This window comes from Nocardia sp. NPDC005746, assembly GCF_040630785.1.
In the GTDB taxonomy this organism is placed as follows: Bacteria; Actinomycetota; Actinomycetes; order Mycobacteriales; family Mycobacteriaceae; genus Nocardia.
This window is the reverse complement of record NZ_JBEXYE010000009.1, coordinates 271586-298012: the sequence shown is the minus strand read 5'-3', so window position 1 is coordinate 298012 and position 26427 is coordinate 271586. Positions and strand designations below refer to the sequence as shown.

At 67.3% G+C, this 26427-nt stretch carries 17 protein-coding genes; 7 read left to right on the top strand and 10 right to left on the bottom strand.

Annotation, left to right across the window (positions count from 1 at the left end; all coding sequences use genetic code 11):
- The first annotated feature begins 28 nt into the window (after positions 1-28).
- A complete protein-coding gene (gene eccB / locus ABZ412_RS19630; protein ID WP_357282341.1) occupies positions 29-1540 on the top strand; it encodes a type VII secretion protein EccB in 1512 nt (503 codons plus the stop codon).
- A 34-nt stretch (positions 1541-1574) separates the two neighbouring features.
- Here the strand turns inward: eccB and ABZ412_RS19625 are convergent, their stop codons facing one another.
- From ABZ412_RS19625 to eccA, 7 genes are all read right to left on the bottom strand, one after another.
- Positions 1575-3086 (bottom strand): serine/threonine-protein kinase, encoded by a 1512-nt coding sequence (locus ABZ412_RS19625; protein WP_357282340.1) that lies wholly within the window; start codon positions 3084-3086, stop codon positions 1575-1577.
- Positions 3087-3095: 9 nt separating this feature from the next.
- The gene (locus ABZ412_RS19620) at positions 3096-4406 is read right to left on the bottom strand and encodes a hypothetical protein (RefSeq protein WP_357282339.1); all 1311 of its coding nucleotides are present in this window, start codon (positions 4404-4406) and stop codon (positions 3096-3098) included.
- Positions 4407-4414: 8 nt separating this feature from the next.
- Complete coding sequence (locus ABZ412_RS19615; RefSeq protein ID WP_357282337.1) at positions 4415-5653, bottom strand: hypothetical protein; 1239 nt, start codon at positions 5651-5653, stop codon at positions 4415-4417.
- A gap of 147 nt (positions 5654-5800) precedes the next feature.
- On the bottom strand, positions 5801-7111 hold the full coding sequence (locus ABZ412_RS19610) for a hypothetical protein (RefSeq protein WP_357282336.1): 1311 nt from the start codon (positions 7109-7111) through the stop codon (positions 5801-5803).
- A gap of 10 nt (positions 7112-7121) precedes the next feature.
- Positions 7122-8303, bottom strand: coding sequence for a hypothetical protein (locus tag ABZ412_RS19605; protein ID WP_357282335.1), 1182 nt, complete (start codon positions 8301-8303; stop codon positions 7122-7124).
- Between the two features lie 178 nt (positions 8304-8481).
- Positions 8482-10677 carry a type VII secretion protein EccE gene (eccE, locus tag ABZ412_RS19600; protein WP_357282333.1) on the bottom strand — a complete coding sequence of 732 codons (2196 nt, stop codon included), beginning with the start codon at positions 10675-10677 and terminating at the stop codon, positions 8482-8484.
- 14 nt (positions 10678-10691) lie between these two features.
- Positions 10692-12527: a type VII secretion AAA-ATPase EccA gene (gene eccA, locus ABZ412_RS19595; RefSeq protein WP_357282331.1), complete on the bottom strand. Its 1836-nt coding sequence runs from the start codon at positions 12525-12527 to the stop codon at positions 10692-10694.
- Between the two features lie 210 nt (positions 12528-12737).
- On the opposite strand from eccA, the gene eccD reads away from it, so the two are divergent.
- The 3 genes from eccD to eccCa are packed head-to-tail and all read left to right on the top strand — an operon-like array spanning position 12738 to position 19672.
- Positions 12738-14159, top strand: a complete 1422-nt coding sequence (gene eccD / locus ABZ412_RS19590; RefSeq protein WP_357282330.1) for a type VII secretion integral membrane protein EccD — start codon at positions 12738-12740, stop codon at positions 14157-14159.
- Positions 14156-15628 (top strand): type VII secretion-associated serine protease mycosin, encoded by a 1473-nt coding sequence (mycP, locus tag ABZ412_RS19585; RefSeq protein ID WP_357282328.1) that lies wholly within the window; start codon positions 14156-14158, stop codon positions 15626-15628. Before eccD ends, mycP begins: the two co-directional genes overlap by 4 nt.
- Positions 15629-15649: 21 nt before the next feature.
- A complete protein-coding gene (gene eccCa, locus ABZ412_RS19580; protein WP_357282327.1) occupies positions 15650-19672 on the top strand; it encodes a type VII secretion protein EccCa in 4023 nt (1340 codons plus the stop codon).
- Between the two features lies 1 nt (position 19673).
- Here the strand turns inward: eccCa and ABZ412_RS19575 are convergent, their stop codons facing one another.
- Both ABZ412_RS19575 and ABZ412_RS19570 read right to left on the bottom strand, forming a co-directional pair.
- A complete protein-coding gene (locus ABZ412_RS19575; protein ID WP_357282325.1) occupies positions 19674-20357 on the bottom strand; it encodes a GNAT family N-acetyltransferase in 684 nt (227 codons plus the stop codon).
- Positions 20354-21217, bottom strand: coding sequence for a GntR family transcriptional regulator (locus ABZ412_RS19570; RefSeq protein ID WP_357282324.1), 864 nt, complete (start codon positions 21215-21217; stop codon positions 20354-20356). The genes ABZ412_RS19575 and ABZ412_RS19570 overlap by 4 nt, the downstream gene beginning before the upstream one ends.
- A 151-nt stretch (positions 21218-21368) precedes the next feature.
- Between ABZ412_RS19570 and ABZ412_RS19565 the strand changes: the two genes are divergently transcribed.
- From ABZ412_RS19565 to ABZ412_RS19555, 3 genes are all read left to right on the top strand, one after another.
- A complete protein-coding gene (locus tag ABZ412_RS19565; RefSeq protein ID WP_357282322.1) occupies positions 21369-21875 on the top strand; it encodes a DUF4254 domain-containing protein in 507 nt (168 codons plus the stop codon).
- Between the two features lie 145 nt (positions 21876-22020).
- Positions 22021-23187, top strand: a complete 1167-nt coding sequence (locus tag ABZ412_RS19560; protein WP_357282320.1) for a hypothetical protein — start codon at positions 22021-22023, stop codon at positions 23185-23187.
- 8 nt (positions 23188-23195) lie between these two features.
- Entirely contained in the window at positions 23196-24461 is a 1266-nt protein-coding gene (locus ABZ412_RS19555) for a hypothetical protein (protein ID WP_357282319.1), read from the top strand.
- 7 nt (positions 24462-24468) lie between these two features.
- On the opposite strand, the gene ABZ412_RS19550 is transcribed toward ABZ412_RS19555, so the two are convergent.
- The gene (locus ABZ412_RS19550; RefSeq protein WP_357282317.1) at positions 24469-26286 is read right to left on the bottom strand and encodes a serine/threonine-protein kinase; all 1818 of its coding nucleotides are present in this window, start codon (positions 26284-26286) and stop codon (positions 24469-24471) included.
- Between the last annotated feature and the right edge of the window lie 141 nt (positions 26287-26427).

The following is a 26427-nucleotide window of genomic DNA, read 5'->3' as shown; positions in this document are numbered from 1 at the left end:
ACTCCGGGTTCGACGAAGGATTTGGTTAGTGCCAGCCCAATTGACCACCCGTGCCCAGGTCAATGGGTACCGATTTCTACTGCGCCGCCTCGACCACGCACTGATCCGCCGAGATGTTCGCATGCTGCACGACCCGATGCGGTCGCAGTTCCGATCGCTGATGGTCGGCACGGTCCTGGCCGTACTCGTGGTCGCGGGCGCGGCCATCATGGCATTCATTCGTCCGCAGGGCTCCATCGGCGACGCCAACATTGTGATGGGCAAGGACAGTGGCGCACTGTATGTCGTTGTCCGGGACAAGGACGACAAGACCAAGGTGACCCTGTACCCGACGCTGAATCTCGCGTCGGCGCGGTTGATCTCGGGTACCAGCGAGACACCGAAATCGGTCAAGGACAGCAAGCTGAATTCGGTTCCGCGTGGACCGATCCTCGGAATTCCCGGTGTTCCGGCCGCCCTTCCCGGTACGGGACAGGGTGAGCGCTCCCAATGGACTCTGTGCGACAAGGTGCCGCTGTCGGCTTCCGGTGGCGCGGCTTCGTCCTCGGGGGCGGAAACGACTGTTATCTCCGGGAGTCTGGAGCTCAGCGACCGGGTGAAGGTAGCCGACAAGGGCTCGGCGGTCTGGGCGAACAAAGGTGGCAAGGACTACCTGATCTATGACGGCAAGATCGCGGAGTTCGATCGGGCCAAGGATTCGATCGCGCAAGCGCTCGGGGTGAGTGGTAAGCGGCCGCGCCCGGCGACGACCGATCTCATCGGTGCGGCGGTCAGGGTTCCGCCTCTGGTTCCTCCCACGGTTCCGCATGTCGGCGAGAACGGCCTCGGCAAGCTGAACAGCATGCCGGTCGGCGGCATCATCAAGGTCGCTGCGCTGGATGGATCGGATCGAACCGATCTGTACATCGTCCTGGCGGACGGCGTGCAACGGATCTCCGCGTTCACCGCACAGGTGATTGGCTCCGACAACTCCCAGGGCATGAACGGCTTCAAGGCGATGACCCCGGACGTGCTCAACGGCATACCGGTCGTCCATTCCTTGCCCGTCGACGACTTCCCCGAGTCCACTCCGAAGATCATTACCGCGGAAGACAACCCGGTCACCTGCATCACCTGGGCCAAGAAGAGTGGTCTCGGCAAGGAACAGCCGGATGCGACCGAGGGGCCCTCGGACCGGGCCACGGTTCAAATACTCGTCGGCACGCGTCTGCCGCTGCCTGATTCACGGAGGCCGGTCGATCTCGCTACCAAGGACGGTTCTTCCGGTGACCGGGTGGACGCCGTCTACGTGCCGCCGACCACTGGTGAATTCGTGCGAACGACCGGCATCGAGCCGGGCAGTCAGCGCCGGGAGAGCCTGTTCTACATCGCCGACAACGGGATTCGATACGGTATTCCTGATCTCGCAACGGCTCAGACACTCGGACTGGGTAGTGCACCGCACCTGGCCCCGTGGGAGATCATCGGCCAGCTTGTCCCCGGCCCGACGCTGTCCAACAAGGACGCTCTGAAGAACTGGGACACGCTGCCGACTCAGTAAGGAGCAGGCCCGGTGGGTTGATCACCGGACCGGGCTACTTGACTCGCTTGCGCAAGATCGGCAGAAGTTTGTCGAGTAGCACCTGCTCCGAATTAGCCGACCATTGCCGGATGGCGGCAACCGTAGTCGGATCGTCGACGACGATGACCGACGCCGTGGTCCCCGCTACCGAGGCCGGGAGATTGACCAATCCGCCACCGCCCGCATCGGTATCACTCCTGACGGCGAGCAGGTATCCCGACGTCACCTGCGACAGCGCGGCGTACTGAGAGTCCGATCCCGATTTGATGGGCCGTGGATTCGGTTCATCTCCCTTGCTCAGGAAATTCGGATTGTAGCTGAACCCGAGGTCTTCGAGGAACTTCGACTGAGCACTGGGCTTCAGCTGAACATCCATCTCCGCTGAGTAGCCGCTCTTGCCCGAGATATCCATTACGACAATGCTTTTCCCATTAAAGGCGGGATTATCGCCACGGGCCTCGGCCAATGCGCTTCGGTCACCGCTGGACGTCGAGTCGCTCATCGCCCAGATTCCTGTGCCTGCGGCAAGCGCGACGATCGTCGCGGCAACGCCTCCGGCAAGCCACAGACGTTTATGGGCATCCTTCTTCACAGGCGTCGAAGCAGCGGATTCTGTCCGTGACGCTGTCGCCGGAACAGTGTTGCGGGCGTGTGGCACGGTCTGCATCGAGAGACCGGAAACCCCGTACTCGAGCGCCGACTTCAACGCGGCCGTGAACTCGTGGCAGGACTCGAATCGATCTACGGGATTCTTCGCCATGGCCACGGCGATCACATCGTCCACCGCAGCCGGCAGCGTGGGGTCGACGGCGGTGATACGCGGTGGCGGTTCGCTGAGGTGCCCCATCATCACCACGGCCGGTTGGGTGCCCGGATACGGATTCTGCCCTGTGACCAGACGGAAGAAGGAGCAAGCGAGACTGTAGATATCGGCACGGTGATCGAGCCGATCTCCACTCAATTGCTCCGGCGAGGCATAGGCGATCGTGGCTACGAAGCCACCCGCTTGAGTGAGCTCGCTGGCATCCTCGGTCGACTTCGCGACGCCGAAATCGGTCAGTAGCACGCGTTCTTCGCCGCCGTCACCCATCGACAGCAGGAAATTGGCGGGCTTGACGTCCCGATGCAGCAGACCTCGACGGTGCGCATGGTCGAGGCCCCGGCCGACTTCGGTCACGATGTGCAGTGCTCGCCACGGGGTTATCGACCGAGGGTCTCGTTCCGCGGCAGCGGCCGCGTCGATGCCATTGACATACTGCATCGCGATCCAGAGCTGACCGTTGTCCTCGCCGCGGTTGTAGATCGCGACGATATTCGGATGGTCCAGAGCCGCAGCGAGATTCGCTTCACGTTCGAAGCGGGCCCGGTACTCCGCATCCTGGCTGTACTGCGGGCTCAGTACCTTGAGCGCGTCCCATCGCGGCAACTCGGGATGCCGAGCCAGGTAGACCGTGCCCATGCCACCCGATCCGAGCTGACGCTCGATGCGGTAGCCGCGGATGATGGTGCCCGCTCCGATATTCATCCGGATTCCTCACATGAACTGGCTTTTGGCCAGCAAGGCGTACTGTGCTGCGGCGCGCTGCTGGACGTCGACCAACTGGGGACTGGCTACCCGGGCGACGTACCGGCCGTAGTGCACCGCACAGACGTAGACGGTGCTGGATGCCGGGAGATCGAAGGCGTACCAGGCCTCCTCGAACTTGTCCTTGGGTTCGGCGCTGCACGAGATGTCGGGGACGTTGGCCGGTGCCTCGGCGGAGCCGCTCGCCGTTGCCTTGATTCCGGACCACAGCGTGGCGGCTGCCTCGGCGTCCCGTGCACGGAATACCTGACCACCCATGGTGGCGTTGGAGACACGATCGACGCCGTTGTCGTCGAGCAGACGTTTCCATGTGGCCTGGTCGTCGACATAGTGGAGATGGCCTCGGGGCGTGTGTGTCGCCTCGCTGACCGGATGAGGACGGAGGTACTCCTTGGGGTGGAGAGTTCTGCGTTGCATCTCGTCGGGGTCGTAGTCGAGACGGAGAATCTCGTGTGGCGACAGCGCCGGTGCCTTGTCGAGAAGTGGCAATTCCGCTGCGAATACTTGCTGGGCCAGCGTCCGCAGCCCATCGAGGTCGGGTTTGGGCTGTGCGACATAGACATTCACGGCGTACTGACCATACGCCAGCGTCGCGGCCATCGATGGAATGCCCGGGCGCCAGTGGGCTTTCGCGTCCGGCTGTTTGTCCAGGGTGATGTGGACGTTCTGATCGGCCGAGACCGCGAAGTCCGCGGCCTCCATCTGGTCGGCGGCCGCTCGAGCACGTTCGCGGTCGGGGAACTGCAAGACAGTCACATTGAACGCGGTGGCTTCTGGATCGCCCAGGGCGCCATCGAACGGATTGAAGTTGCCGGATCGATCGCGTTGACGGGATTTCGGCAGTTCCCGCGTGCTTGCGGCGGTCGAGAAGCCGAACATCATTCCATTGCTTTCCAGCACGGGACGGACAGCTCCCGCCAGGACCTGCGTCGCTTTCGCCGCGGCCAAGTTGTCCATCGACAGCGCAAGCACGTTATGGCTGAATTTCGGGTCGACGTCGGCGCCGACCACGACATTGTCGGCTAGTCGTCCCAGAGCGAGGGCCCGGGCGTCGAGCGCGGTGTGCTGATACGAGAACCGCACGTCGAGCGGTTCGGTCGGGTAGTTGCCGACGGTGAGTTTTTCCAGGCCGATCTCGCCCGCGGCCGGAGCCCCCTTGACCGTGCTCGCGCACCCTGCGACCGAAGTGGCAGCCAGAAGAACCGCGAGGGCGCCGATGATCGTTCCGCCGGATGAACGGTGAGAACCGAGCTTCTTCACAAGTCCCCTTACTTGTTGTTGGCCAGGATGGCGTACTGCGCGGAGATCCGCTGATACACATCCTGTTGCTGCTGTGACCACACCGTCGCCGCGTACCGTCCGTACGCGACGTAGCAATGGAAAGGGGCCGCGTGGTCGTCAGGTCCGTGGTACTTCACGCAATGCGCGTTCGGAAGCCCGGCCGGAGGGTCGATCCGATGTTGATATCGCGAGGCAGACGCGCTGTCGAGGAAGGTCTGAGCTGAATCGGAATCCTTGGCCCGAACCAGAAATCCCGCACCGTCGCTGATGGAATCCACGCCGGTCTTCTCGAAGAGATCCCGGTACTTGGCCGGATTCTCGACGACGTGCAACATGCCCTGTCGGTCGAGGGTCCCGGTGAACGCCGCCGAGGTCTGGTCGCCCGCAGGACGTGGCAGGGTCACCCGGAGCATGCCATCGGGGTCCAGTGGGAGACTGGCGAGTTTGTCCGGCGGTGTCGGCTGGAAGGTCTTCAACCGCTCGGTGGTCACATCGATTGCCTTGTCGGCCAATGCGAGAGGCGCGGGCTCGGGAGCCACTCCGAAACTGTGCTCGACGGATCGATTCTCGACCAGATCGAACATGGTGAAGATGACGAATTTCCCGGTGGGATACCAGGAAGCGAGCCGCTGTTCCGTTGGAGCCCAGATGATCTGGGCGGCAGGATGCTGTGCCGAATGGAGCGAATCCACCACCGCGCCGTCCTGCGACAGCCAGAAGCCGTGACGGACCAGAGCGTTTGCGGCGTTGGCCGCGGCGGCGTCGCTGTCGAAGATCATGACCGTATTGGTCAGCGTGTAGCCCAGGAAGACATCGTCGGCGGGACGTGCACTCGTCGCGAAGCCGACGACGAATCCGGCCGCGTCTTCGGCGAAGTGATCGACATTCAGGATTCCGTCATAGGTGTTCGGTTCGGTGAAGATGTGTACGCCGGACCCATTCCGGGCCAGGGTGGGGTCGATCTCCGAACCCAGCGGCAGAATATTGCCGAGTCGAGCTGCCTCGAGAATGCGGGCCTGCTTGGCGGGGTCCGCCGCAATCGGATCCTGCGGCTTGGTCGGGTAGTTGCCCGTATCCAGCTTGCTGAGTTCCGCAGGCTTCTCTTCAGCCGCATGTGATTCCGACCCGCACCCCGCGCTCACCACGACCGAAATCGCCAGCGCTGCGGCCGCGGCCGCGCGCACCCCGAGACGGGCCGACCGTAGTCGGCCATGGCCATGACGCATGTCGAAACATCCCCCCGATACTGAATTACCTGTGACGCCGTACTTCTGGTGTGCCGAGTGTACTGGTGGGTCGGATGTGAGGCGCGCCATGCTGATCCGCTGTGTGGGTTCTTGCTGCATGTGAGGTTCTGCAGGGCGGCTGGCAGGTCAGAAGGATTGGCTGTTCGCGAGTAGGGCGTACTGGGCGGCTGCCTTCTGTTGGGCATCGAGGAGTTGGTCGCCGGCGACCTGGGCCACGTAGCGGTGGTACTGGAGTGTGCAGGTGAATTTGTCCTTCTGGTTCCAGGCGCTGGCGCTGGTCCAGGGATAGATGGTGTCGGGATGGGAGGTGCGGGCGCAGGTGGTGTCGGGGACGGCGGGGGGTTCGGCGGAATCCGGTGTGAGAGCGATGATTGCGTTCCGCAGGGCGATGGCGGACTCGGTGTCGGGTGTGCGGAAGAGGAGGCCGCCGTGGGCGGCGGTGGAGACGCGGTCGACGCCGTGTGCGTCCAGCAGTGGCTTCCACGTCGCCGGGGCTTGGACGTAGTGCAGATAGCCGCGGGCGGTATGGGTGATCTCCGAGTTCGCGTCGAGGGCAATGTAGTCCGTGGGGTGCAGGGTGCGGCGCAGCATGGCGTCGGGGTCGTAGTCGAGGCGGAAGATCTCGGGGGTGGACAGTCCGGGTGCCCGGTCGAGCAGAGGGAGTTGCGCGGCGAAGACCCGGTCGGCGAGGGAGCGGAGAGCATCCAGGTCGGCGGTGGGCGTCTGGACGAACACATCGGCCACGTAGCGTCCGTCGGCGATGGTGGCGGCGAGTGACGGAGTGCCGGGTCGCCAATGGGCTTTGGCGGCGGCGGTGCGGTCCAGGGTGACGCGGACGTTCTGATCGGGAGACACGTCGAAGTCGGCGGCCTCCATCCCCTCGGCCGCGGCTCGTGCTTGGTCCGCGTCGGGGAACTGGATCACGGTGACGCTGAACAAGGTGGCGTTCGGGCCGGCGATCATGCCGCCGAACGGCTGGAAGTTGCGGGAGACCTCGAAACCGATCATCTGGTCTCGTGCTTCGGTGCTGGCCGCAGCGGAATAGCCGTACACCATGTGGTTCCGCTCCAGCACCGGTTGCACCGCATCCCCCAGCATCGTGGAGATGCCCGACGGCGACCCGAGCACCCTGGACAGCACGGTGTGACCGAACATGGGATCCACCTCCGGCCCGACGACCACATTGTCGGCCAGCCGGGCAGTGGCGAGATTCTCCGCGATGATCATGGACCGGTCATAGGTCGTACGGACGTCGAGCGGGTCGGTCGGGTAGTTCCCCACCGGCAGTTGCCGGACGTCGACCTCCGCGGCGACCGCGACACCAGAGACATCGTGACCACATCCGGCCAGCGAAGGGATGGCCGCGACGGCCGCGATGCCGAGGGCCAGCCTGCCGAAAAGCTTTCTGCCGCACTCACGGCGGGTACCGATTCGCACCGCGATTCCCCTACTTGTCATTCGCGAGGATGGCGTACTGGGCGGAGATCCGCTGCGACGCATCCTGCCGTTGCTGGGACCACACGTGCGCCACGAACCGGCCGTAGGCGACTGTGCAATCGAACGGGAACGCGTGGCGGTTCGGGCCGTGATACTTCGTGCACCGGGCGCCCGGGAGACCCGCGGGCGATTCGATCCGATGGCGGAACTTGTCGACGAAATAGGTGTCGAGCAGATCTTTCGCGGCGGTGTCGTCCCTTGTGCGATACAGAACTCCCGCGCCGTAACCGACGGCGTCCACGCCGTCCTTCGCGAAGAGTGAGAGCGCCGCCCCGGAAGCGTATTCGCGGTGGAGTGCGCCGTGCGCATCGAGAGCGCCGTTGAATTCGTGCGCGGTTCGATCACCGGCCGGGCGCGGCAAGGTGAGGCGACTCATGCCCAGCGGGTCGAGCGGCAAGGAGGTGAGCCGGTCCGGCGGCGTCGGACGAAACGACTTCAACCGATCCTCGGTGACGGCAATGGCCTTGTCGAACTTCGCGATCAGGTCGGGCAGATCCGAGATCTTCTCGGATGCCTTCTCCTGATTCTGGATCAGCGTGCCGATGACGAAACTCCCCACCGGATAGAACCCGGCGACGACCTGGCGGACGGGCTGCAAGGACAACAGCGCACCGGGGTGGGCTTCCGACCGTGTGGGCTCGCCGGAGCCCTCGCCCCAATCAAGGAATCGGGCCGACGCGAATACCTCGGCTGCCGCGGCTGCGTCGCCGGCATTGTCGAAGGACAGGACCAGATCGGTGAGCCGATACCCGAGGTCGGCATCCACGTCGGTCTGTGCGGAGGTGGCGAACCCTGCGGTGAACCCCGTCGGATCGGTCGTGAACGCCGTGTCCTCCAACCACCCGAAGGCCGACTTACCGCCCCTCATCTCGGGGATCAGCAGGTCGGAGACACTCGTGAACGGGCGTACGCCACCAGCATTGATGGTCAGGGCCGGGTCGATATCCATCGGCAGCGGCATGGCGTCGCCGATCCGCAGCGCCTCCGCGGCGCGGCCCGCCGCGCCCGCGTCGGACGCGGTGACCTGTGCCGCCGCGGTGGCGTAACTGCCAGTGTCGAGCGAGGTCAGGTCGACCGAGTCCGCTTCGCGTGCAGTCGATTCCGTCCCGCACCCCGCCATCGTGAAAGACATGACGACTGCTGCCGCTACCGCCGCGCACAGCCTTGTCCGGGCCGACTGACGTCGGCCGACACTATGGATCACGTAGAAACTCCCCCGAGTGAATTACCAGCTGCGCCTTGGCATCTGGCGCACAAAGCATATTGGTAGGTCTGGGTGGAGGTACACCCCTGGATCCAGGGGCGCTGAATCAGCGGCGGGCTGTGGCTCCCGTCAGGTAGTGCTGTTCCGCCGGGGTGGTGACCATCATGGCGGTGGTCATGGTGGCGGGGGTGTGGACGGAGATGGTGTGGGGGGCGTCCGGGTGTTGGACGATCGTGACGTCGGCGTCGGGTTGGTAGTCGGGGGAGATGGTGTCGTGGACGGTGACTACCGTGGCCGAGCCGGGGGGTGCGGTGGCGGGGACGCCGTCGAAGACGATGACGGTGGCGGCGGGGGTGGGGAGGCGTCCGGAGACCGTGGTGCCTCGGGTGCTGTGGGTTACCGAGGAGGCCAGGGAGAGGGCGTGGGGGGCGGCGATGTTGGTGACCATGCCCTGCCAGGCCCAGGGGCGGGCGGTGTGGACTACCGCGCCGGCGCCGAGGGCGATGGCGCGGATGATGACCTGCTGGGCCAGTTGGAGGCTGGCGATGATGTCGATGCGGCGGGAGCCGTCGCCGATGAGGGGGACGGCGATGCCGCTGCCGGTGGCGTCGGCGCCGATGAGCTGGCCGCAGCCGGCGGTGGGCATGGTGATGTCGGTGAGGACGTCGACGGGGCCGCGGTAGCCGGAGGGGCGGATCTCCTGGGCGCCGTAGGACAGGATGTCCATGAGGGCCCAGAGTTGGCGGCGGGGGAGTTCCTTCAGGCCCGCCACGGGGGGTTCGCCGTGCTCGTAGGGGGTGTCGTAGCGGACCCGGGCGTCCACCTCGACGATGGCGGCGGGCTGGCCGGGCTTCGCGCCGGGCTCGGGGACCGGCTGCAGGCGGACGGTGACGGTGGTGGCGAGGCTGCGGACCGCCCAGATCTTGGCCAGGCCGTCGGAGTTGAACAGCTGCGGATCGATCTGGTAGCTGGTCAGGTGAATGCCGTTGTGCTCCAGGTTGTCCGGGTGCTCGGTGAACTCGGCGACGGGGATGCCGCGGGTGAGTTCGCGCAGGGCGGTGGACATTTCGGAGGTGGTCAGGACCGAGGCCGTGATGCCGTGCCCGGCCAGGCGGTTCGCGACTCGGCGGGTGGCGACCAGGGCCGAACGGAGCGCGCCCTCGGGGCCGCCGCCGCGATTGTCGACCGCCTTGGCATTGTCGAGCGGGTTCAGGCGCAGCACCAGCCACATGGTGCGGTGCGCGATGGCGGGCAGCGGGCCCAGGATCTCGTCGTAGAGACGGCCCAGGGGGGCGATGCTGGCCGCGTAGCCGGAGATCACCGCCTCGGTGCTCGCGGTGCGGGTGCCGGTGCTGATGACGTCCACCGAATGCAGCTCGACATCGTATTGGCGCAGGCAGGCAGCGATCTCGTTGAGCGGCAGCAGCTGATCGGTACTCAGCGAGCCGCGGCGCAGCAGAGTCAGTGTGTCCGGCGGCGGGTCGATGCGGAGCATGGTGGTCAGCAGGGTGCCGTCCCAGCGCAGGCCGCAGCTGCCGCCGTCGGGGAGCGGGACGTCGACCGCGGCGTTCTCGTCGAGATTCGCGCGGCGGGCCTGCTGCCAGCGGTAGGTCGCCCACCGGCCCAGCCGCAGACCGATCGGGACGCCGCCCACCGGGATCAACAGGATCAGCGCGGGAATCAGACCGGCCGGGAGCGCACCCCACCACGGGGCTTTCAACGCCACCGCGACCAGGGAGAGCACGACGCCCAACAGCGCGGCCGGAATCACCAGGCGCAGCGGCAGATTCCGCAGCAGCCACAGATCGTCCGAACGTAGCTCGGAGGCAACGGCATTCGCGGTAGCCGTCGCGTCGGGCCGCGGCGCGCGCCGCCTGCGAGACCGGGCCTCGGGCTCCGGAGCGCCCGAGCGGTCCGGCTGCGATCCCGACGACTGCGGGGCGGCCGGTGGGGCCTGAGGGGCCTGCGGCTGCGGAGCCGGAGCGGGCGGCGGAACCGGCCGCGGCGGCGCCGCGACATTCGAGGTGCGATTCAGGAAGTCATCGAACTCGCGCCCGAAACCGCTTCCCCCACTGGGTGAGTGGCCGGGCGCACCCTGCGGTTGGCCAGGATTACCGTGCCCTAGGCCGGGATGACCGGCCTGCCCAGGATGACCGGGCGCCTGGCCGGGATCACCGTATGCCTGGCCGGGACCGTACGGCTGCCCCGGATCGCCATACCCCTGGGGCGGACGGCCCTGCCGCTCGCTCCCACCATTTCCGCCCGGCTGATAGCCGCCCGCTCCCCGCGGAAAGTCGTTCACAGTTCAGTTGCCCCTCAGTCGGCGGCCGACGCCAGATTCAGCGAGGTGAGCAGGGTGCTCAACGCGGCCTTCATGTCGGGACCCTCGATGCGCATGAGCACCGATTCGTCCACGGCGCTCAGATCGATGGATTCGTCGTTGGCCAGCCGGAACTCGCGTTCCTCCTCGGCCGCCTCGATCAGGTTGCGGATGAAGCGGCCGTTGCCGGCCACGTCGACCCCGCGGCGCGGTTGCCCGCTCTGATCGGTGCTCTCCATCGTGTAGAGCTTCTGACAGGTGGTGATCAGCGCGGCCAGCGCGTCCTCGGCCAGGTCCGAATCCCGTTTGGACGCAACGACTTCGCCGATCGCGCCGAGTTCCTCGGCGGTGTAGGACGGGAACTGGAGCCGCTTGGCGAAGCGGGACGCCAGACCGTCATTGGCGGCCAGGAAGCGGTCGATCTCGCCGTCGTATCCGGCGATGATCACCACCAGGCGGTCGCGGTCGTTCTCCATGCGGGCCAGCAGGGTGTCGACGGCCTCGCGGCCGAACGCGTCACCGCCGGAGAGCCCGGTCTGGATCAGGGTGTACGCCTCGTCGATGAACAGCACGCCGTCCATGGCGGTGTCGATCAGGGCGTCGGTCTTGATGGCGGTGGAACCCAGGTGCTGGCCGACGAAGTCGGAGCGCTTGGTCTCCACCACCTTGTCGGTCTTGAGAATGCCCAGGCCGCAATAGATCTTGGCGACCACGCGCGCGATGGTGGTCTTACCGGTTCCGGGCGGGCCGGTGAAGGCCAGGTGCTGGCCGCGCGCGGAGCTCGAAAGCCCCTTCTCCGCACGGATCTTCGCCAGCTGCGCACTCGACTGCAGCTTGGCCACCTGGGTTTTCACCGCCGCCAGGCCGATCTGCTTGTCCAGCTCGGCGCGCGCCTGGGCCAGGATCTCCTTGGCCCGGTCCTCGTGCTCGGCGGCCTGCTTCTCCTCCAGCGAGGGCGCCGACGCCGGATCCCAGCGGTCGGTGCGGGCCTCGATCACCTCACGGGTGGTGAGGGTGATGCGGTAGGTGCGGTCGCGCATGGCCGCGGTGTTGGCATCGAAATCCGGTGCCTGCGAATACACTTTCTCGAACAGCGCCTGCGCCTCCTCGGCCGCGCCGTTCTCGCGCAGGCACAGGCCGCGGCAGAACATGGCCGCGGTGCGGGCCGCCGGAATCGGGCCCGCCTCGGCGGCCTCCATACGGCGGATCGCCTCACCGAACAGGCCCAGCTGCGCGCAGGCCGTACCGACCATCACATGCGCGCCCGCGGCCAGATACGGGTCCTCCCAGCTGTCGGAGCCGTTGAGGACGGTCATCACATCCGGCCAGCGCTGGGTGTTGTAGTGCAGGATGCCGCGCACGTATTTGGCGATGCGGCCGTCGATTTCGAAGTCCGGTTCCGAAGCCCGCGCCCGGCGGTGCTTCTCGAGTTCGTCGAGGACCTGCTCGGCCTCGTCGTACTGCTTCTCCGAGATCAGGTGCGCCGCCCACGCCAGGTGGGTCTCGGTGAAACTGGACAGCGGATAGTCGATGTAGAGGCCCGGCAGAAAACGTCCAGCAAGCGTCCGCGGCGGCAAGCCCAACCGGCGCTGTTCCCGTCCCAGCGAGACGGTGCTGCACTTGTACAGGTTGCTCAGAACATCCGTGGTGACCTCACCGGCGGCGGCCCGGCCCAGCCAGGCGTCGGCCATGGTGGGGTCCCACTCGGTGGCGCGCTGGAACGCCAGTTTCGCGTAGTCGAGGTCCCGGTTCGATTCCTGGCCCTCGATGCTCAACCCCAAGGACAGCACTCCCGCATCGAAGGCGCGTTGGGCCTGGCGAGTGTCGATCATCCTAGTCGAACCCCGAATTCGTCGAACCTGGTTGGTCTTTCGTTCACTTTCCCCACCCACACCGCGCGAATCGCACGGCTGCGGACAGTCGGATACATTATGGTTAACCGCCCTGGGCGGGCAACTGTTGAGAGCTATAGGGGAGCAGTTCAGCAAGTGACAGCACAGTCGATCAGCGGCCCGCGGGCGGCTGAACCCGAATTGTGCCGAGTGTCCGTCATCGGGGGGAATACCCAGCTCGACGTCGGTCTGCCGGCCAACGTGCCGATCGCCGCGTTCATCGGTGATCTGGTGCGTCTCATCGAATCCCGCAATCCCGATCCGATCGGCGGCGATGAGGGTGGCACGCCACTCCAATCGCAGCATTGGACACTGGCCAAATTGGGTCGCGACATGATCGCGCCCAGCCAGACCCTCAATGACGCCGAGATCTACGACGGCGAATTGCTGGTGCTGCGCGCGGTTTCCGCCAAGGAAGCGCCCGCGCTGTTCGACGATGTGATCGACGCTGTGTCGAGACTCACGGCCGAGGAGTTCCGCAGCTGGTCGCCGAGCGCGGCCCGCTGGACCGGTCTGGTGGCCGGAGTGTCGGCGGTGCTGTTCGCGGTACTGCTGGCGCTGCTGTCCCGGTCGGACGGCGACAAGTTCGTCGCGCCGCCGCTGCTGCTGCTCGGTGCGATCGGGGCCCTGGTCGCCGGGGCGATCGCCATGCGCAAGTACGCCGACGAGCTGACCGCCACCGTGCTCACGCTGTGCATGCTGCTGCTCACCTTCGGTGGCGCGGCGCTGGCCGTGCCCGGTTCGCTGGGCAGTCCGCACCTCATGCTCGGTGCGGCCGCGACCCTGCTGCTCGCCGTGGTCGGCTATCGCATCATCGGAGCCGGCGCCGCGGTGGTGTCCGCGGTCGTGACCGTGGTGCTGCTATCCGGACTCGGCGCCGCCGTGCGCATGATCTGGGACGCCGGAGTGCCGAAAGTGGCTGCGGGCGTACTGGTCACGTCGATCGTCGTGCTGTCGATGGTGCCGCGACTGGCCGCCATGCTGGCCCGACTACCCGTGCCGCCGGTGCCCACCGCGGGCGCGGCCATCGACCCGGCCGACCACGAACCCCGGCCCACCATCGAGGGCATCGGCGCGATCGGCGCCACCGTGCTGCCGTCCGCGCACGGACTCGGGCAGCGCGCCCGCACGGCCAATCAGTTCCAGACCGGCATCGTGGTCGGCAGCGCCATCGGCGCCGTCGCCGGTGCGCTGGGCACGGCCGATCCATTGAATTCCGGCCGCTGGCAGGGCATCGCGCTCGCCGTGGTCGTCTCCATCATCCTCTGCCTGCGCGGACGCTCGTTCGCCGATCTCACCCAGGCCGCCACCCTGATCGTCAGCGGCTGCGTCACCTTCATCGGGCTGGCGGTGCTGCTCGCGGTCGCCGACGACGGCATGCCGCTGCTCTCGGCCGGACTGCTGCTGGCCTTCGCGGTGGGCGCCATCGGATTCGGCGTCATCGGCCCGCACGTCGAGGTCACCCCGGTCACCCGGCGCTTCAACGAGATCTTCGAGTACGGCTTGATCTGCTCGATCGTCCCGCTGGTGCTGTGGATCATGGACGTCTACTCGACGGCCCGGAACATATGATCGCGCGTCCCGGAAACTGGGCGCGAACACTGTGTGCGGCAGCGATTCTCGGCGGAGCGCTGCTGGGGCCGCAGGCCCCGGTCGCGAATGCGGCTGTCAGCCGGCCCAATCCCGACCTGTCCCATCTGGGGGACGCGCAGGGGCTGGCCGGTAAACCCGCGCCGCTGGTACCGACGCAGAAGAACGCCGTCTGCGTGGAACAGTCGCTCAAGGGCGACGCGCCGCGCGACGAACCCGTCGCGCAGAAGGTGCTCGATCTGCCCGCGGTGTGGCGGGCCAACCCCGGCCCGAATCACAAGGGCGCGGGGCAGAAGGTCGCGGTCATCGACACCGGCGTCAACCGGCACCCGCGGCTGGCGAACCTCCAGGGCGGCGGCGATTACGTCGCCGAGGGCGACGGCACCAGCGAGGACTGCGACGGCCACGGCACCCTGGTGGCCGGCATAATCGGCGCGCAGCCCAGCCCGGACGACGCCTTCGTCGGCGTCGCGCCGGACGCGGAGATCCTGTCCATCCGCCAGCTCAGCGACGCCTACAAGGCCAAGGACTCGGCGGGCGGGGACACGCCAGGCAGCATGAGCAAGTCCGGCTACGGCAATATGCAGACCCTGGCCGCGGCCGTGGTGCGCGCGGTGAACATGGGCGCCACCGTCATCAATATCTCCGAGGACGCCTGCACCGCCGCGGGCGGCGACACCGCCGACGCGGTGCTCGGCGACGCGGTGCGCTTCGCCTTCGAGCAGAACGTGGTCGTGGTGGTGGCCGCGGGCAACGTGGACCAGAACAGTGGCTGCGGAACCCAGAACGACACCTACACCGACAGCCGGACCAGCTGGAGCAAGGTCAAGACCATCGCCAGCCCGGCCTGGTTCGACAGGTACGTGCTCCCGGTCGCCTCGATCGACCCCAACGGCAGCCCGTCGAGCTTCTCGCTCTACGGCCCGTGGGTGGGGGTCGCGGCCATCGGCACCAATATCGTCTCGCTCGACAACAAGCCGGGCGGAACCGGACTGGTCAACGCCACCGGCCTCGACTCCGGCCAGAAGGCGCTCAACGGAACCAGTTTCGCCGCACCGTATGTGGCGGGTCTGGCGGCGCTGGTGCGGGCCAAGAACCCGGACTGGACCGCGCGGCAGGTCATGAACCAGATCATGCTGACCGCGCACCAGCCCGGCACCGGCCGCGACGATCGCATCGGCGCGGGTCTCATCGACCCCGTCGCCGCGCTCACCACCGTGTTCCCGGCGGACGTGCTCACCGCCGAGACGCCCGAGTTGCCGATCCACGCCGACGCCGACAAGTCCCACGTCTTCCCCAAGCCTGTGCAACCCGCCGGCCCGCCGCGCCTGCCGCGGCTGGTGGCCACCGTCGGCACCATCGTCTGCCTGTCCGCGCTGGGAATCGGTCTCGCCGTGTCGATTCCGTTCCGGCGCCGGCGCACCGACGACGAGCTGCCCGACCTCGACTAACGACGACCGGAGAACTACCCCATGGCTACCGAAGGTTTCGTGCGCCGCCCCCGCATCGCGCCGCCGCGCGCGCCGGGCGGAGAAATGGCGCTGACGGCCCCGCCGGAGATTCCGCGTCCGGTGCCTGCGCCACTGATGAGCAAGCTGATGCCGGTCGTGATGATCGTCGCCATGATCGGCATGCTGGCCATGTTCGCCATGATGGGACGGTCCGTGCTGACCAACCCGTACATGATGATGATGCCGATGATGATGGTCATGTCCATGGGCGGCATGCTCATGGGCCAGCGCGGCAGCAACAAGAGCTCCGGCGAACTGAACGAGGAACGCAAGGACTACTTCCGCTACCTCGACCAGACCCGCCGCGAAGTCCGGCGCACCGGGCAGAAGCAGCTCGAGACGCTGATCTGGAGCCACCCCGAACCGGCCGACCTGCCCTCGATCGTGGGCTCGCGGCGCATGTGGGAGCGGCGGCCCGCCGACCCCGACTTCGGGCACGTGCGGGTCGGCATCGGCACCCACCGGCTCGCCGCCAAGCTGGCGCGGCCGGAGACCGGACCGCTCGAGGACCTGGAGCCGGTGTCCACCGTGGCGTTGCGTCGTTTCGTGCGAACGCATTCCGTGGTGCACCACCTGCCGACCGCGGTGTCGCTGCGCGCCTTCCCGGCCATCAATGTGGAGGGCCCGGCCGAGGACGCGCGCGGGCTGGTGTGGTCGATGCTCATGGAGCTCACCGCGTTTCACGGACCCGACCACGTCGCCGTCGCCATCGTCACCGCCGAACCCGACTGCGAGGCCTGGGCGTGGGCGAAATGGCTACCGCACGTTCAGCATTCGAGCGAACGCGATGGCATGGGCGCGTCCCGCATGATCTACGGCTCGCTCGGCGAGCTGGAGACCGCGCTCGCCGACGACCTGCTCGAGCGCGGCCGGTTCATGCGCAACCCGCAGCCCACCCAGGGGCGGCTGCACCTGGTCGTCATCATCGACGACGGATACGTCAGCGGCAGTGAGCGTTTGATCAGCGAATCCGGTCTGGACGCGGTCACCGTCATCGACCTGAGCTCCGCCGAGAACAGCCTGGCCGCGCGGCGCGGACTGCAGCTCGTCGCCACCGGTGGCGAGGTGTTCGCCAAGAGCGCGGCCGGCACCGAGAAGTTCGCCAACGCCGACACCGTGACGCTGGCCGAGGTGGAGTCCTTCGCGCGCAGCCTGGCCCGCTTCCGGATCGCCACCGCGGCGCAGATCGTCAGCCTCGGCGACAACACCTCCGCCAGCGACCCGGGTCTGATGAATCTGCTCAAGATCCCGGACGCCGCGCAGATCGACCCCGCGAAGGTGTGGCGGCCGCGCGCCGGGCGCGAACGACTACGCGTGCCGATCGGCATCACCCCCGACGGGACGCCGGTCGAGATCGACATCAAGGAATCCGCCGAGAACGGTATGGGCCCGCACGGCCTGTGCATCGGTGCGACCGGCTCCGGCAAGTCGGAATTCCTTCGCACGCTGATTCTTTCGATGGTCACCACGCACTCGCCGGACCAGCTCAACCTGATCCTCGTCGACTTCAAGGGTGGCGCGACCTTCCTCGGCATGGACCCGCTGCCGCACGTGGCGGCGGTCATCACCAACCTCGAGGAGGAGCTCGAGCTCGTCGACCGTATGCGCGACGCGCTCGCCGGCGAGATGAACCGGCGTCAGGAACTGCTGCGCTCGGCGGGCAACTTCGCCAATGTCGTCGAATACGAGAAGGCGCGCGCGGCCGGGGTGCCGCTCGATCCGCTGCCCGCGCTGTTCGTGGTCATCGACGAGTTCTCCGAATTGCTTTCGCAGAAGCCGGATTTCGCGGACCTCTTCGTCATGATCGGTCGCCTGGGCCGGTCGCTGCACGTGCACCTGCTGCTCGCTTCGCAGCGGCTCGAGGAGAACAAGATGCGCGGCCTGGACTCGCATCTGTCGTACCGCATCGGTCTGCGAACCTTCTCGGCCAACGAGTCCCGCGCGGTGCTCGGCATCACCGACGCCTACCACCTGCCGGGCATCCCCGGTTCCGGTTACCTCAAGAGCGACGCGTCGGATCCGTTGCGGTTCAACGCGACCTACGTGTCCGGGCCCTACGTCGCGCCCCGCTCGGCTCGCCAGGCCGCCGACGGCACCACCGTCGTCGAGGCGCCCCCGCGCGAATTCACCGCCGCCATGGTCGAGATCCTCGAGCAGCCCGAGTCGGAGAACCCGTTCGATCCACTCGACCTGCTGCCGCCCCCGCCGCCCTCCGGCGACGAGGGCCTGCCCGACAGCCTGCTGCAGACCGTCGTGAAACGCCTGACCGGGCACGGCCGTCCCGCCCACGAGGTGTGGCTGCCGCCGCTCGAGGAATCACCGACCGTGGACATGCTGCTGCCGGATCCGGACTGGCGCTCGCCGGTCAACCGGCACGGGCAGCTGTGGATGCCGATCGGCATCATCGACAAGCCCTACGAGCAGCGCCGCGACGTGCTCACCATCAATCTCGCGGGCGCGCAGGGCAATGTGGCCGTCGTCGGCGGTCCGCAGTCCGGCAAGTCGACCACGCTGCGCACCATCATCATGTCCGCGGCGGCCACCCACACGCCCGAACAGGTGCAGTTCTACTGCCTCGACTTCGGTGGCGGCTCCATGGCCGGCCTGGTCGGGCTGCCGCACGTCGGTTCGGTCGCGGGCAAGCTCGACTCCGACCGGGTCCGGCGCACCATCGCCGAGCTCACCACCCTGCTGCGCGAACGCGAGGAGCGCTTCGCCGGGCTGGGCATCGAATCCATGGCCGAGTTCCGGCGGCGCAAGCACGCCGCGCAGAACGCGCCACAGTCCGACGACCCGGTGCTGACCGACCGCTTCGGAGACGTATTCCTGGTCATCGACAACTGGCAGGTCGTCCGCGAGGAATTCGACAGCCTGGAGCCGCTGGTCGGACAGCTTGCCGCGCAGGGCCTTTCGTACGGCATCCACGTCATCCTGGGCGCCAACCGGTGGGGCGAGATCCGGGCCTCGGTCAAGGACATGATCGGTACCCGCATCGAACTGCGCCTGGGTGACCCCTCGGACTCCGAGATGGGCCGCCGGGTCGCGGTCAACGTGCCGCTCAACCGGCCCGGCCGCGGTCTCACCGCCGACCAGCTGCACATGCTCATCGCCATGCCGCGCCTGGACTCCGACACCAATGCCCAGAACCTGGCCGAGGGCGTGGCCGCCGCGCGCACCGAGATGCAGGCCATCTGGGGCGAGCGCCGCGCACCCGAGGTGCGCACCCTGCCCGGCAGCGTGCCCCGCGAACAGATCCTGGAACTGGCTCGCCGCCACGGGATTCAGCAGGGCCCGACCAAGGTGGTCATCGGCATCGGCGAATCCGAGCTGCAGCCGATCGTGCTGGACTTCGCCGCCGACCCGCACTTCATGGTGTTCTCCGAGGTCGAGTCCGGCAAGACCACGGTGCTGCGCAACATCATTCGCGGCATCGCCGAGAGCTCCAATGCCGACACCGCGCGCGTCATCCTCATCGACTACCGCCGCACCCTGCTCGGGGTCCTGGAGGGCGACCAGCTCGCCGGGTACTCCACGTCCTCGCAGACCTGCGGCGGCATGATCAAGGAAGTCGTCAACTACCTGTCCAAGCGCATCCCGGGCTCCGACATCACCCCGCAGCAGCTGCGCGACCGGGACTGGTGGACCGGACCCGAGATCTACGTCGTGGTCGACGACTACGACATGGTGGTGGCGGGCGGAAACCCGCTGGGCGCGTTGATCGAACTGCTCCCGCAGGCCCGCGACATCGGCCTGCACGTGGTCATCTCCCGCAATATGGGCGGCATCTCCCGGGCCCTCTACGACCAGGTGCTCGGCTCGATGAAGAACCTGTCCGTCCCCGCACTGCTCATGAGCGGCTCCCGGGACGAGGGCAAGCTCATCGGCGACATCCGCCCCATGCGCCTGCCGCCCGGCCGCGGCATCCTCTGGTCCCGCTCCCGCGGCGACGAGATGATCCAGATCGCCGACCTGCCCGCGTTGTAGCTCAGGTGGTGGCCGCCGAGCCCGGCTCGGCGGTCACGCCCGGGTGCGGGCGGACGAAGGGGTGCTGGGTGAGGGTCCAGGTGGGGGCCGAGGCGGGATCGACGGTGAAACGGGTGGTTTCGCCGGCGGCCAGGGTGAGGGTCGGGCGGACCAGGTCGTGAGACCAGGCCGAGGTCGGTCGTTCGAACAGGGCCCGGGACGGCCCGGTCGCCTCGGGGCCCGCGATGCGCGCGAGGCGGAAGCCCGCGCGCCGGTAGTAGGCGTGCAGACCCTGATTGGTGGTCCAGGCGTCCAGGCGGACCCAGCCGCGGTGCTGGCGGCGGGCCAGGAGCGCGGCGTGCGCCAGCAGCGCCTCGCCGACGCGGATTCCGGCGAAGCGTAGATCGACGATCATGTAGTGGATGATCACGGCGTCGGCCAATTCGCCGGGGGACCAGAGGTTTTCGTCGGCGCGGTCGTTGACGGTGATGGTCCCGGCGGGTTCGCCGTCCACCTCCGCTATCCAGGTTTCACCGCGCCGGACCGCGTGGGCCACGGACCGGACGAAGGTCTCGATGGGGAGCCCGCGTCCGGCTCGCGTCCACTGGTCACTGCCGCGCGCCGCCAGCCAGCTGGTGCGCTGCAACCGGAACCGGGTGATGGTCCCCAGATCCGCGACGCGGGCCCGACGCAGGTGCGGCTTCATGGCGAACCGGGTAGCAGGGAATTACCGAAGGAATGGGAATTACCGGTTGGAAAGGGCGCACCCAGAGTTTTACGAATAATGTCCGTTCCTTCGTCATCGCCCAATTCGTATGCCAATCGGTTGCGGGCCGCAGTGGAACGATGACGGGTCACTCGAGTGACGCGATCATGATTGGCCCCGATGCGCAAATGATCGAGAAGAATGGTGCCTGGACCGATGCCCAATAAGGCCGCTTCCTCGGCTGTGGCGGGACGGGAAACGACCGTGTCGCGGTGCGCCGTCTCGGCGTAACCGCGGTCGGCGAGGCGCCGCGTCGTCCCCTCGGGGATATCGTGCGGTGCGTCGATTCCGGTGGCCTCGGCCAGATCTCGCGGATAGAAGCTGACCTCCCATGACCACGGTTCGTTGTCCAGATACTGCATGATAGTGCGCGAAACCACCCATTCGTCGCGCGCCACGCCCAGCCAGTGCGCAACCTCCTGACTGGCCGGTTCCATTCTCGCACTGAACTGTTTGGACGGCTCGCGACCGGCCTCGCGCGCGATCTCCGAGAAGATGTCGTGCGCCGCACGCGGCCGATCAGGCCGAATGTGATTGGTCACAACGGATTCCAGGACCTCCTGGCTCCGCACGATGGTGCCCCGAGAAGTCGCTGTATAGATCAGATTTTCGGCAACCAGGAGTTGAATCGCATTGCGAGCAGTCGTAATCGAGACCCGCATCTGATCGGCCAACTCATTGTGACTCGGTAGTCGATCGCCCGGTTCCCACTTGCCGGCGCGGATCTCCTCGCGGAGGAGGTCTGCGATCCGTTGGTATCTCGGACCGTCCGCCATCTCGCTCCTCGGTTGTTGCTTCAAGAGTTGGAAGTCTACTCCGGTAGTTCTACTGCTGTGTAAGGCTTGACAGGAGCATTCTGAGGTTTATTGTAATGAACGTCCTGAATGCGGTGTTGTTATACGTCGAACGCGAGGCAACGTGGCAGGTTCGGAGACATCAAACACGGTCGTTGTGGCATTGCCCGACGTGTCCTGTTCCTATGTGGACTTGGAGGCGCAGCCACTGGCTTCCGGCCTATTGCCGACCTCCGACCTACTCCTGCGCGCTTGTCGCGGTCACCGGGTCATCGGCGGACCCCTGCTGTGGTTCGCCCACGATCTCGCGGTGCTGCACGAGCGGCGAGTGGTCGGGCGCGGTGGGGTCGGTCCGGAAACCGATCCGACCTCTATCATCGAAAACAAGCGTCGCCGAATCGAATTGGTCATGGCCATAGACGATTGGATCGTGCGCTCGGTGCCCCAGCATCGCCTGGGTGCGACCTTGCATACCGAAACGGTCGGATCGGTCATCGACCGGCTCGCGGACGCATCAGTGAGAGCGCATCACGCGTTGATGACCCTTGACGCCAATGATGAAATGCTGCATGGCGCTTGGCACCATTTAGCCGAATTGTCGGACGCCTACGACGATCTCGTGCGAGATGTTCTCGCCGGGCGTCGTCGGCTGCCCGCCTGGTAACAGCTGGGCCGATGCGCGGTCCGGGCCCGAGGGCGGCCCGGACCGCCATCTTTGCGTTTCCGTTATACGGTTGGCACGATCATTGAGTTCGACCACAAGGGGAGTTGTGGACAAGCTACAAGTTCGTGCGATAGTCGCTGCGCTGGTGGCGATTACGGCCTTGGCCGTCGGGGGATGCGGGTCCGACCCGGCGCCCGCCGCCGACACCGTCGACCTGTCCAAGCTCGACACCGGCAGTTACGCCACCAAACCCCAGCAACTGGTCCCGAAGGACCCGGCCCGCATGAGCCGCAATATGGAAGCCATGCGCCTCGCGGACGCTGTGCCGTTGCCACAGCAGATCGATCCGGCGCTGACCCACAATCTGGGTGGGGTACACGCCTTCATCGACGTCAAGGCCTTCGGCAACAGTTCGCCTTTCGCGTCCTTCGACAATGACGCCTTCACCGCGAGCACTCCGGGACTGGTCGCCGGATTCGGGACCGCGGCGGCCTCCAACGCCGATACCAAAAACCTCGGCTACACGCTGCGGCACTCGGTGATGATCTTCGAGAGCGACGCCGCCGCGACCGCCGCGGCCACCGCGCTGTCGGGAATGCGCTTCGATACCATCACCAATCCGGATCCGTTGCAGTCGAAGGTGTATCCGAGCGCGCGCGTGGTCTGGATCCCGCAGTTCCAGGCGCTCTCCTCGTGGTACGCGACCGGCCGGTACGTGATCGGGGACGTGGTCAACCACCACGAGAACGTCGAGCTGAAGATCTCCGACCCGAACGTCATGCTCGCTCTGGCGGACAAGGCGATCGGCGTGACCGTGGAACGGCTCAAGGACTTCCGGCCGACGCCGGTGGACCAGCTCGCCAACCTGCCGCTCGATCCGCAGGGCGTGCTCGAGTTGACCCTGATCCGGCCCGACGGCGACCAGACGGCCTTCGCGCTCCAGGGCACCCTGAGCCGGGAAGCGGCGCTGCACCGGGAGGACGACCCGAACGAGGGACGCGCGCTGTTCGACAAGTTCGGCGTGGACTACATGGGATTCGGCGCCGGGCGGCTGGTCCGCACCCGCGACGCCGCCGCGGCCGAGGGGTTCGTCGGCGTGGAATCCGTTGGCCGCGTCTGGCATCGGATCGACTCCCCGCAGGGGCTGCCCAACGCCCGCTGCGTCAAGTACCAGGGGCCGGTCGCCTTCCAGTTCCCGTACCGCTGCATGGTCGCCTACGGGCGGTACGCGGCCGAGGCGTGGTCGCAGCAGCCGCAGGACGTGTATCAGCGGATCTCGGCGCAGTACGCCATTCTCGCCAACGACAAATAGGGGTAGTCGTGAACAAGATCAATTGGCGGAGGGCCGTATTCGCCTCTGCCGCTGTCAGTTTCAGCCTCGTACTCGCCGGGTGCGGGGGCACGGTCTCCGGGTCTCCCGCGGCGGGCGAGATCGACATCCGAAACCTGGCCATCGGCAACTACCCGACCACGCCCATGGACTTCCGCGCTTCCTACGATCACTCGTTCCGTGACGGCAGCGCCATCGCTGTCGCGCGGCTCGGCGACGCCGTGGTGAGCGGCGCGGACGTCGACCCGAGCTTCAGCTACACGGCGCTGTCCCGGCCCGAGACCGGGTTCGTGATCGCGAAGGCCGCCAGGCCGGTGCTCGACGACAATCACCTGATGCTGGCCTATTCGACCACGGTCAGCGACCACTCTCGCCTCGAAATCCTCTATATCGACCACAGTTCGGGCAATTCGAGCCCCTTCGAAGGGTGGGAGAACGATCCCACCGCTACGACTTTCAACGTGACGGTGATGCAGTTCCCCGACGAACAGCAGGCGCGAGCGGCCGCCGAGGGCATCGATTCCGCCGACTTCGCCGTCGCGGCCGCCGAGAACGTCCCGGTCAGCCTGGACAGGTACCCGGCCGCGAAAGGCCACTGGAGACCCGGGATTCCGACCATGTCGACGACGTTGTCCCGCGGCCGGTACGCGATCAATGTCTCCGTCCGGACCCCCACAGCGGAGATCGGCGGGCTGAAAACGCTGGCCACGAAGATCATCGACGCCCAGCTGCCGCTGCTCGACAAGACGCCCCCGCTGACCGCGCGCGAGATCCTCTACCTCGACTACGACCCCGAGGGCATGCTGCGGCGGACCCTGCACCCCGCCGACTATCCACGCCCCGGACAGGACGAAGCCGTGCGCACGGCGCGTGGCTACCTGCACACCGTCGACAACCAGGGGCCGTGGAAGCCCCTGCTGGACGACAACGGCGTCGACCTGACCGCCACGACCGTCAAGGGCGCGTTGCTGTTCCGCGCCCGCGACGCGAAAGCCGCGGCGAGCCTGTGGACGGGCATCAACGGGCTCATCCAGGGCACGACCGACGCACCGCCCGGCGTGCCCGGGGCGACCTGCGCCGAGAACCCCAGCCCCAACCGCACCAGCTTCTCCCAGGCCTGGAACGCCACCGACCGTTACGTCTGCACCCTGCACTACGACCGCTACGTCGCGCGCGTCGCCGGAGCCCAGCTCCTGGACGCCCAGCAACGCGCGGCCGCGCAGTACGCGCTGCTCGCCAAGGCGCAATACCTGTAGCGCGCGGCTACTTCGGCAGCTTCGAGACCGCGTCGGCGAGGAGTTTCGCCGCCTTGCCGCACGCGTCCGGAGTGGCCGACTGATCCGACACCTGCAACTTCAGCTGCTCGGCATTGCCCTTGTCTGTCGGGCGCACCAGGTAGGCGATATTGCAGTCGTTCGGGGTGCGGGCGCCGATCACATAGGTGGTGTAGTCGCCGGTCTGCACGGCCTCGTAGGCCCAGTCGCCCTGATCGGGGCGGGACTGGTCGACCAGGTCGACGCGCACCCAGCCATTGGGGCCGACCACCGCGCACGCGTGCGGCGAATGCTGACGGTCGGTGACCTCACCGGTGATGTCGTGAATCGCGCTGTCCTGCAGCAGGGAACACGGGTCCACGCGGAGGACCGACGTCGCGGCGGCCTTACGCTGGGGGACCACCTCGGTCAGCTGCTCGGCCACGGCCGCCAGCGCCTGCTCGGCGGCGGTACAGGCGGAACCCGGCTGGGCCGCGGGATCCAGCTGCTCGGCCGACATACGCAGCGGGACATCACCGGCCGACTTGGCGACCAGAACCGTGTCGCACTTGTTGTCGGCCGCGCCCGCGCTGAGGATCGTGCCCCAGCTCGCGGTGTGCGTGGTCGGCTTCAACTGGTCCACGCCGATCGCGGCATCGGGAATGTCGAGGGTGTAGTGAACCTTTCGCTGCGACGCGTCGAGCACCGTGGTGGCGCAGCCGCCGGGCTGAGCCTCCGGGTCGCCGGTGCGGGTGCCCAGCTTGCCGGGCAGCGCCTTGTCCAGGACCGCGCAGGTGTCCAGCAGTCGCAGTTCGGCGGCCGTCAGATCCAGCGACGAATCCGTGCGCGCCTGCGCGTGACCCTCGGTATCGGAGGCGCGGACCAAGCCGATCACCGTGCCGCCCACCACCACGGCACCGGTCACGGCCGCGGCCGCCCAGCCGATGGTGCGGCGGCGGCGATCCGCCAAGCGCGCCAGCTGATCCCGGTAACGGGTCTCCTGCTCGCCACTCGACGCCCACCAGTCGGCGTCGGTGCGGTGCGTCTCCAGGAAATCCAGCACCGGCTGCGGCCAGGCCGACTCCCCGGGAATGCGCTCCGCCTGCTCCAGCAGCTGCCGCGCCGACGGGCGATGCGCCGGATCGGCCGACAGGCAGGACTCGACCAGCTTGCGCAGGGCGTGCGGGACCGCCTGCAGATCCGGTGTCGCCGACATGGATCCGGTCGCGGCCAGCACCAGCAGCATGCCCACGGCATAGATGTCGACCGCGGAGGTCACCGGCTGGCCCTCGGCCTGCTCGGGCGCCAGATACGCGGGAGCGTCGGTGGTGGCCGAACCGTCCTCGCGGGCGCGCGTGATGCCGAAATCCACCAGGCGCGGGCCCTCGGCGGTCAGCAGCACATTGCCGGGCTTCAGATTCCGGTGCACCAGCACCGCGCGGTGCACCTCCAGCAGCGCGGACGCCAGCCCCGTCGCCAGCATGCGCAGACCCGGCACCGGCAGCGGGCCGCAGCCCGCGATCACCGTCGCCAGATCCGGCGCGGGCAGATATTCGGTGGCCAGCCACGGGCGTTCGGCATCGGCGTCACTGTCCACCACCGGCGTGAACCAGGAACCGGTGAGCTGCTTGCCGGTCTCCAGCTCCCGCTGCAGGCGGGCCCGGAACTCCATGTCCACCGTCTGCGAGCGGTGAATCCGCTTGACCGCCACGAGCTTTCCGGTCGGCGTCCGACCCAGGAGCACCCGGCCCAGCTCACCCGTGCCGACCACCGCGATCATGTGGTGCGGGCCGATCCAGCGCGGATCGTCGGGCAACAGCGCCTTCATCGGAGATCCGCCGGGTTCGGCGCGAGCGGGCAGGGTGCGGCGGACAAGCCGCGGGCATTACGCATCCAGGTGTACTCCGAGTTCTCGGGGTCGGCCGCGAGGAATTCGCCGGACAGGGCGGCAGCGCGATCGAGCCACAAA

What these genes read in the sequence shown, in the direction of transcription:
- ABZ412_RS19550 (WP_357282317.1), bottom strand. Translation starts at nt 26,286, where the DNA reads ATGAAGGCGCTGTTGCCCGACGATCCGCGCTGGATCGGCCCGCACCAC.
- mycP (WP_357282328.1), top strand. Translation starts at nt 14,156, where the DNA reads ATGATCGCGCGTCCCGGAAACTGGGCGCGAACACTGTGTGCGGCAGCG.
- ABZ412_RS19615 (WP_357282337.1), bottom strand. Translation starts at nt 5,653, where the DNA reads ATGCGTCATGGCCATGGCCGACTACGGTCGGCCCGTCTCGGGGTGCGC.
- ABZ412_RS19605 (WP_357282335.1), bottom strand. Translation starts at nt 8,303, where the DNA reads ATGTCTTTCACGATGGCGGGGTGCGGGACGGAATCGACTGCACGCGAA.
- ABZ412_RS19625 (WP_357282340.1), bottom strand. Translation starts at nt 3,086, where the DNA reads ATGAATATCGGAGCGGGCACCATCATCCGCGGCTACCGCATCGAGCGT.
- eccA (WP_357282331.1), bottom strand. Translation starts at nt 12,527, where the DNA reads ATGATCGACACTCGCCAGGCCCAACGCGCCTTCGATGCGGGAGTGCTG.
- ABZ412_RS19575 (WP_357282325.1), bottom strand. Translation starts at nt 20,357, where the DNA reads ATGAAGCCGCACCTGCGTCGGGCCCGCGTCGCGGATCTGGGGACCATC.
- eccCa (WP_357282327.1), top strand. Translation starts at nt 15,650, where the DNA reads ATGGCTACCGAAGGTTTCGTGCGCCGCCCCCGCATCGCGCCGCCGCGC.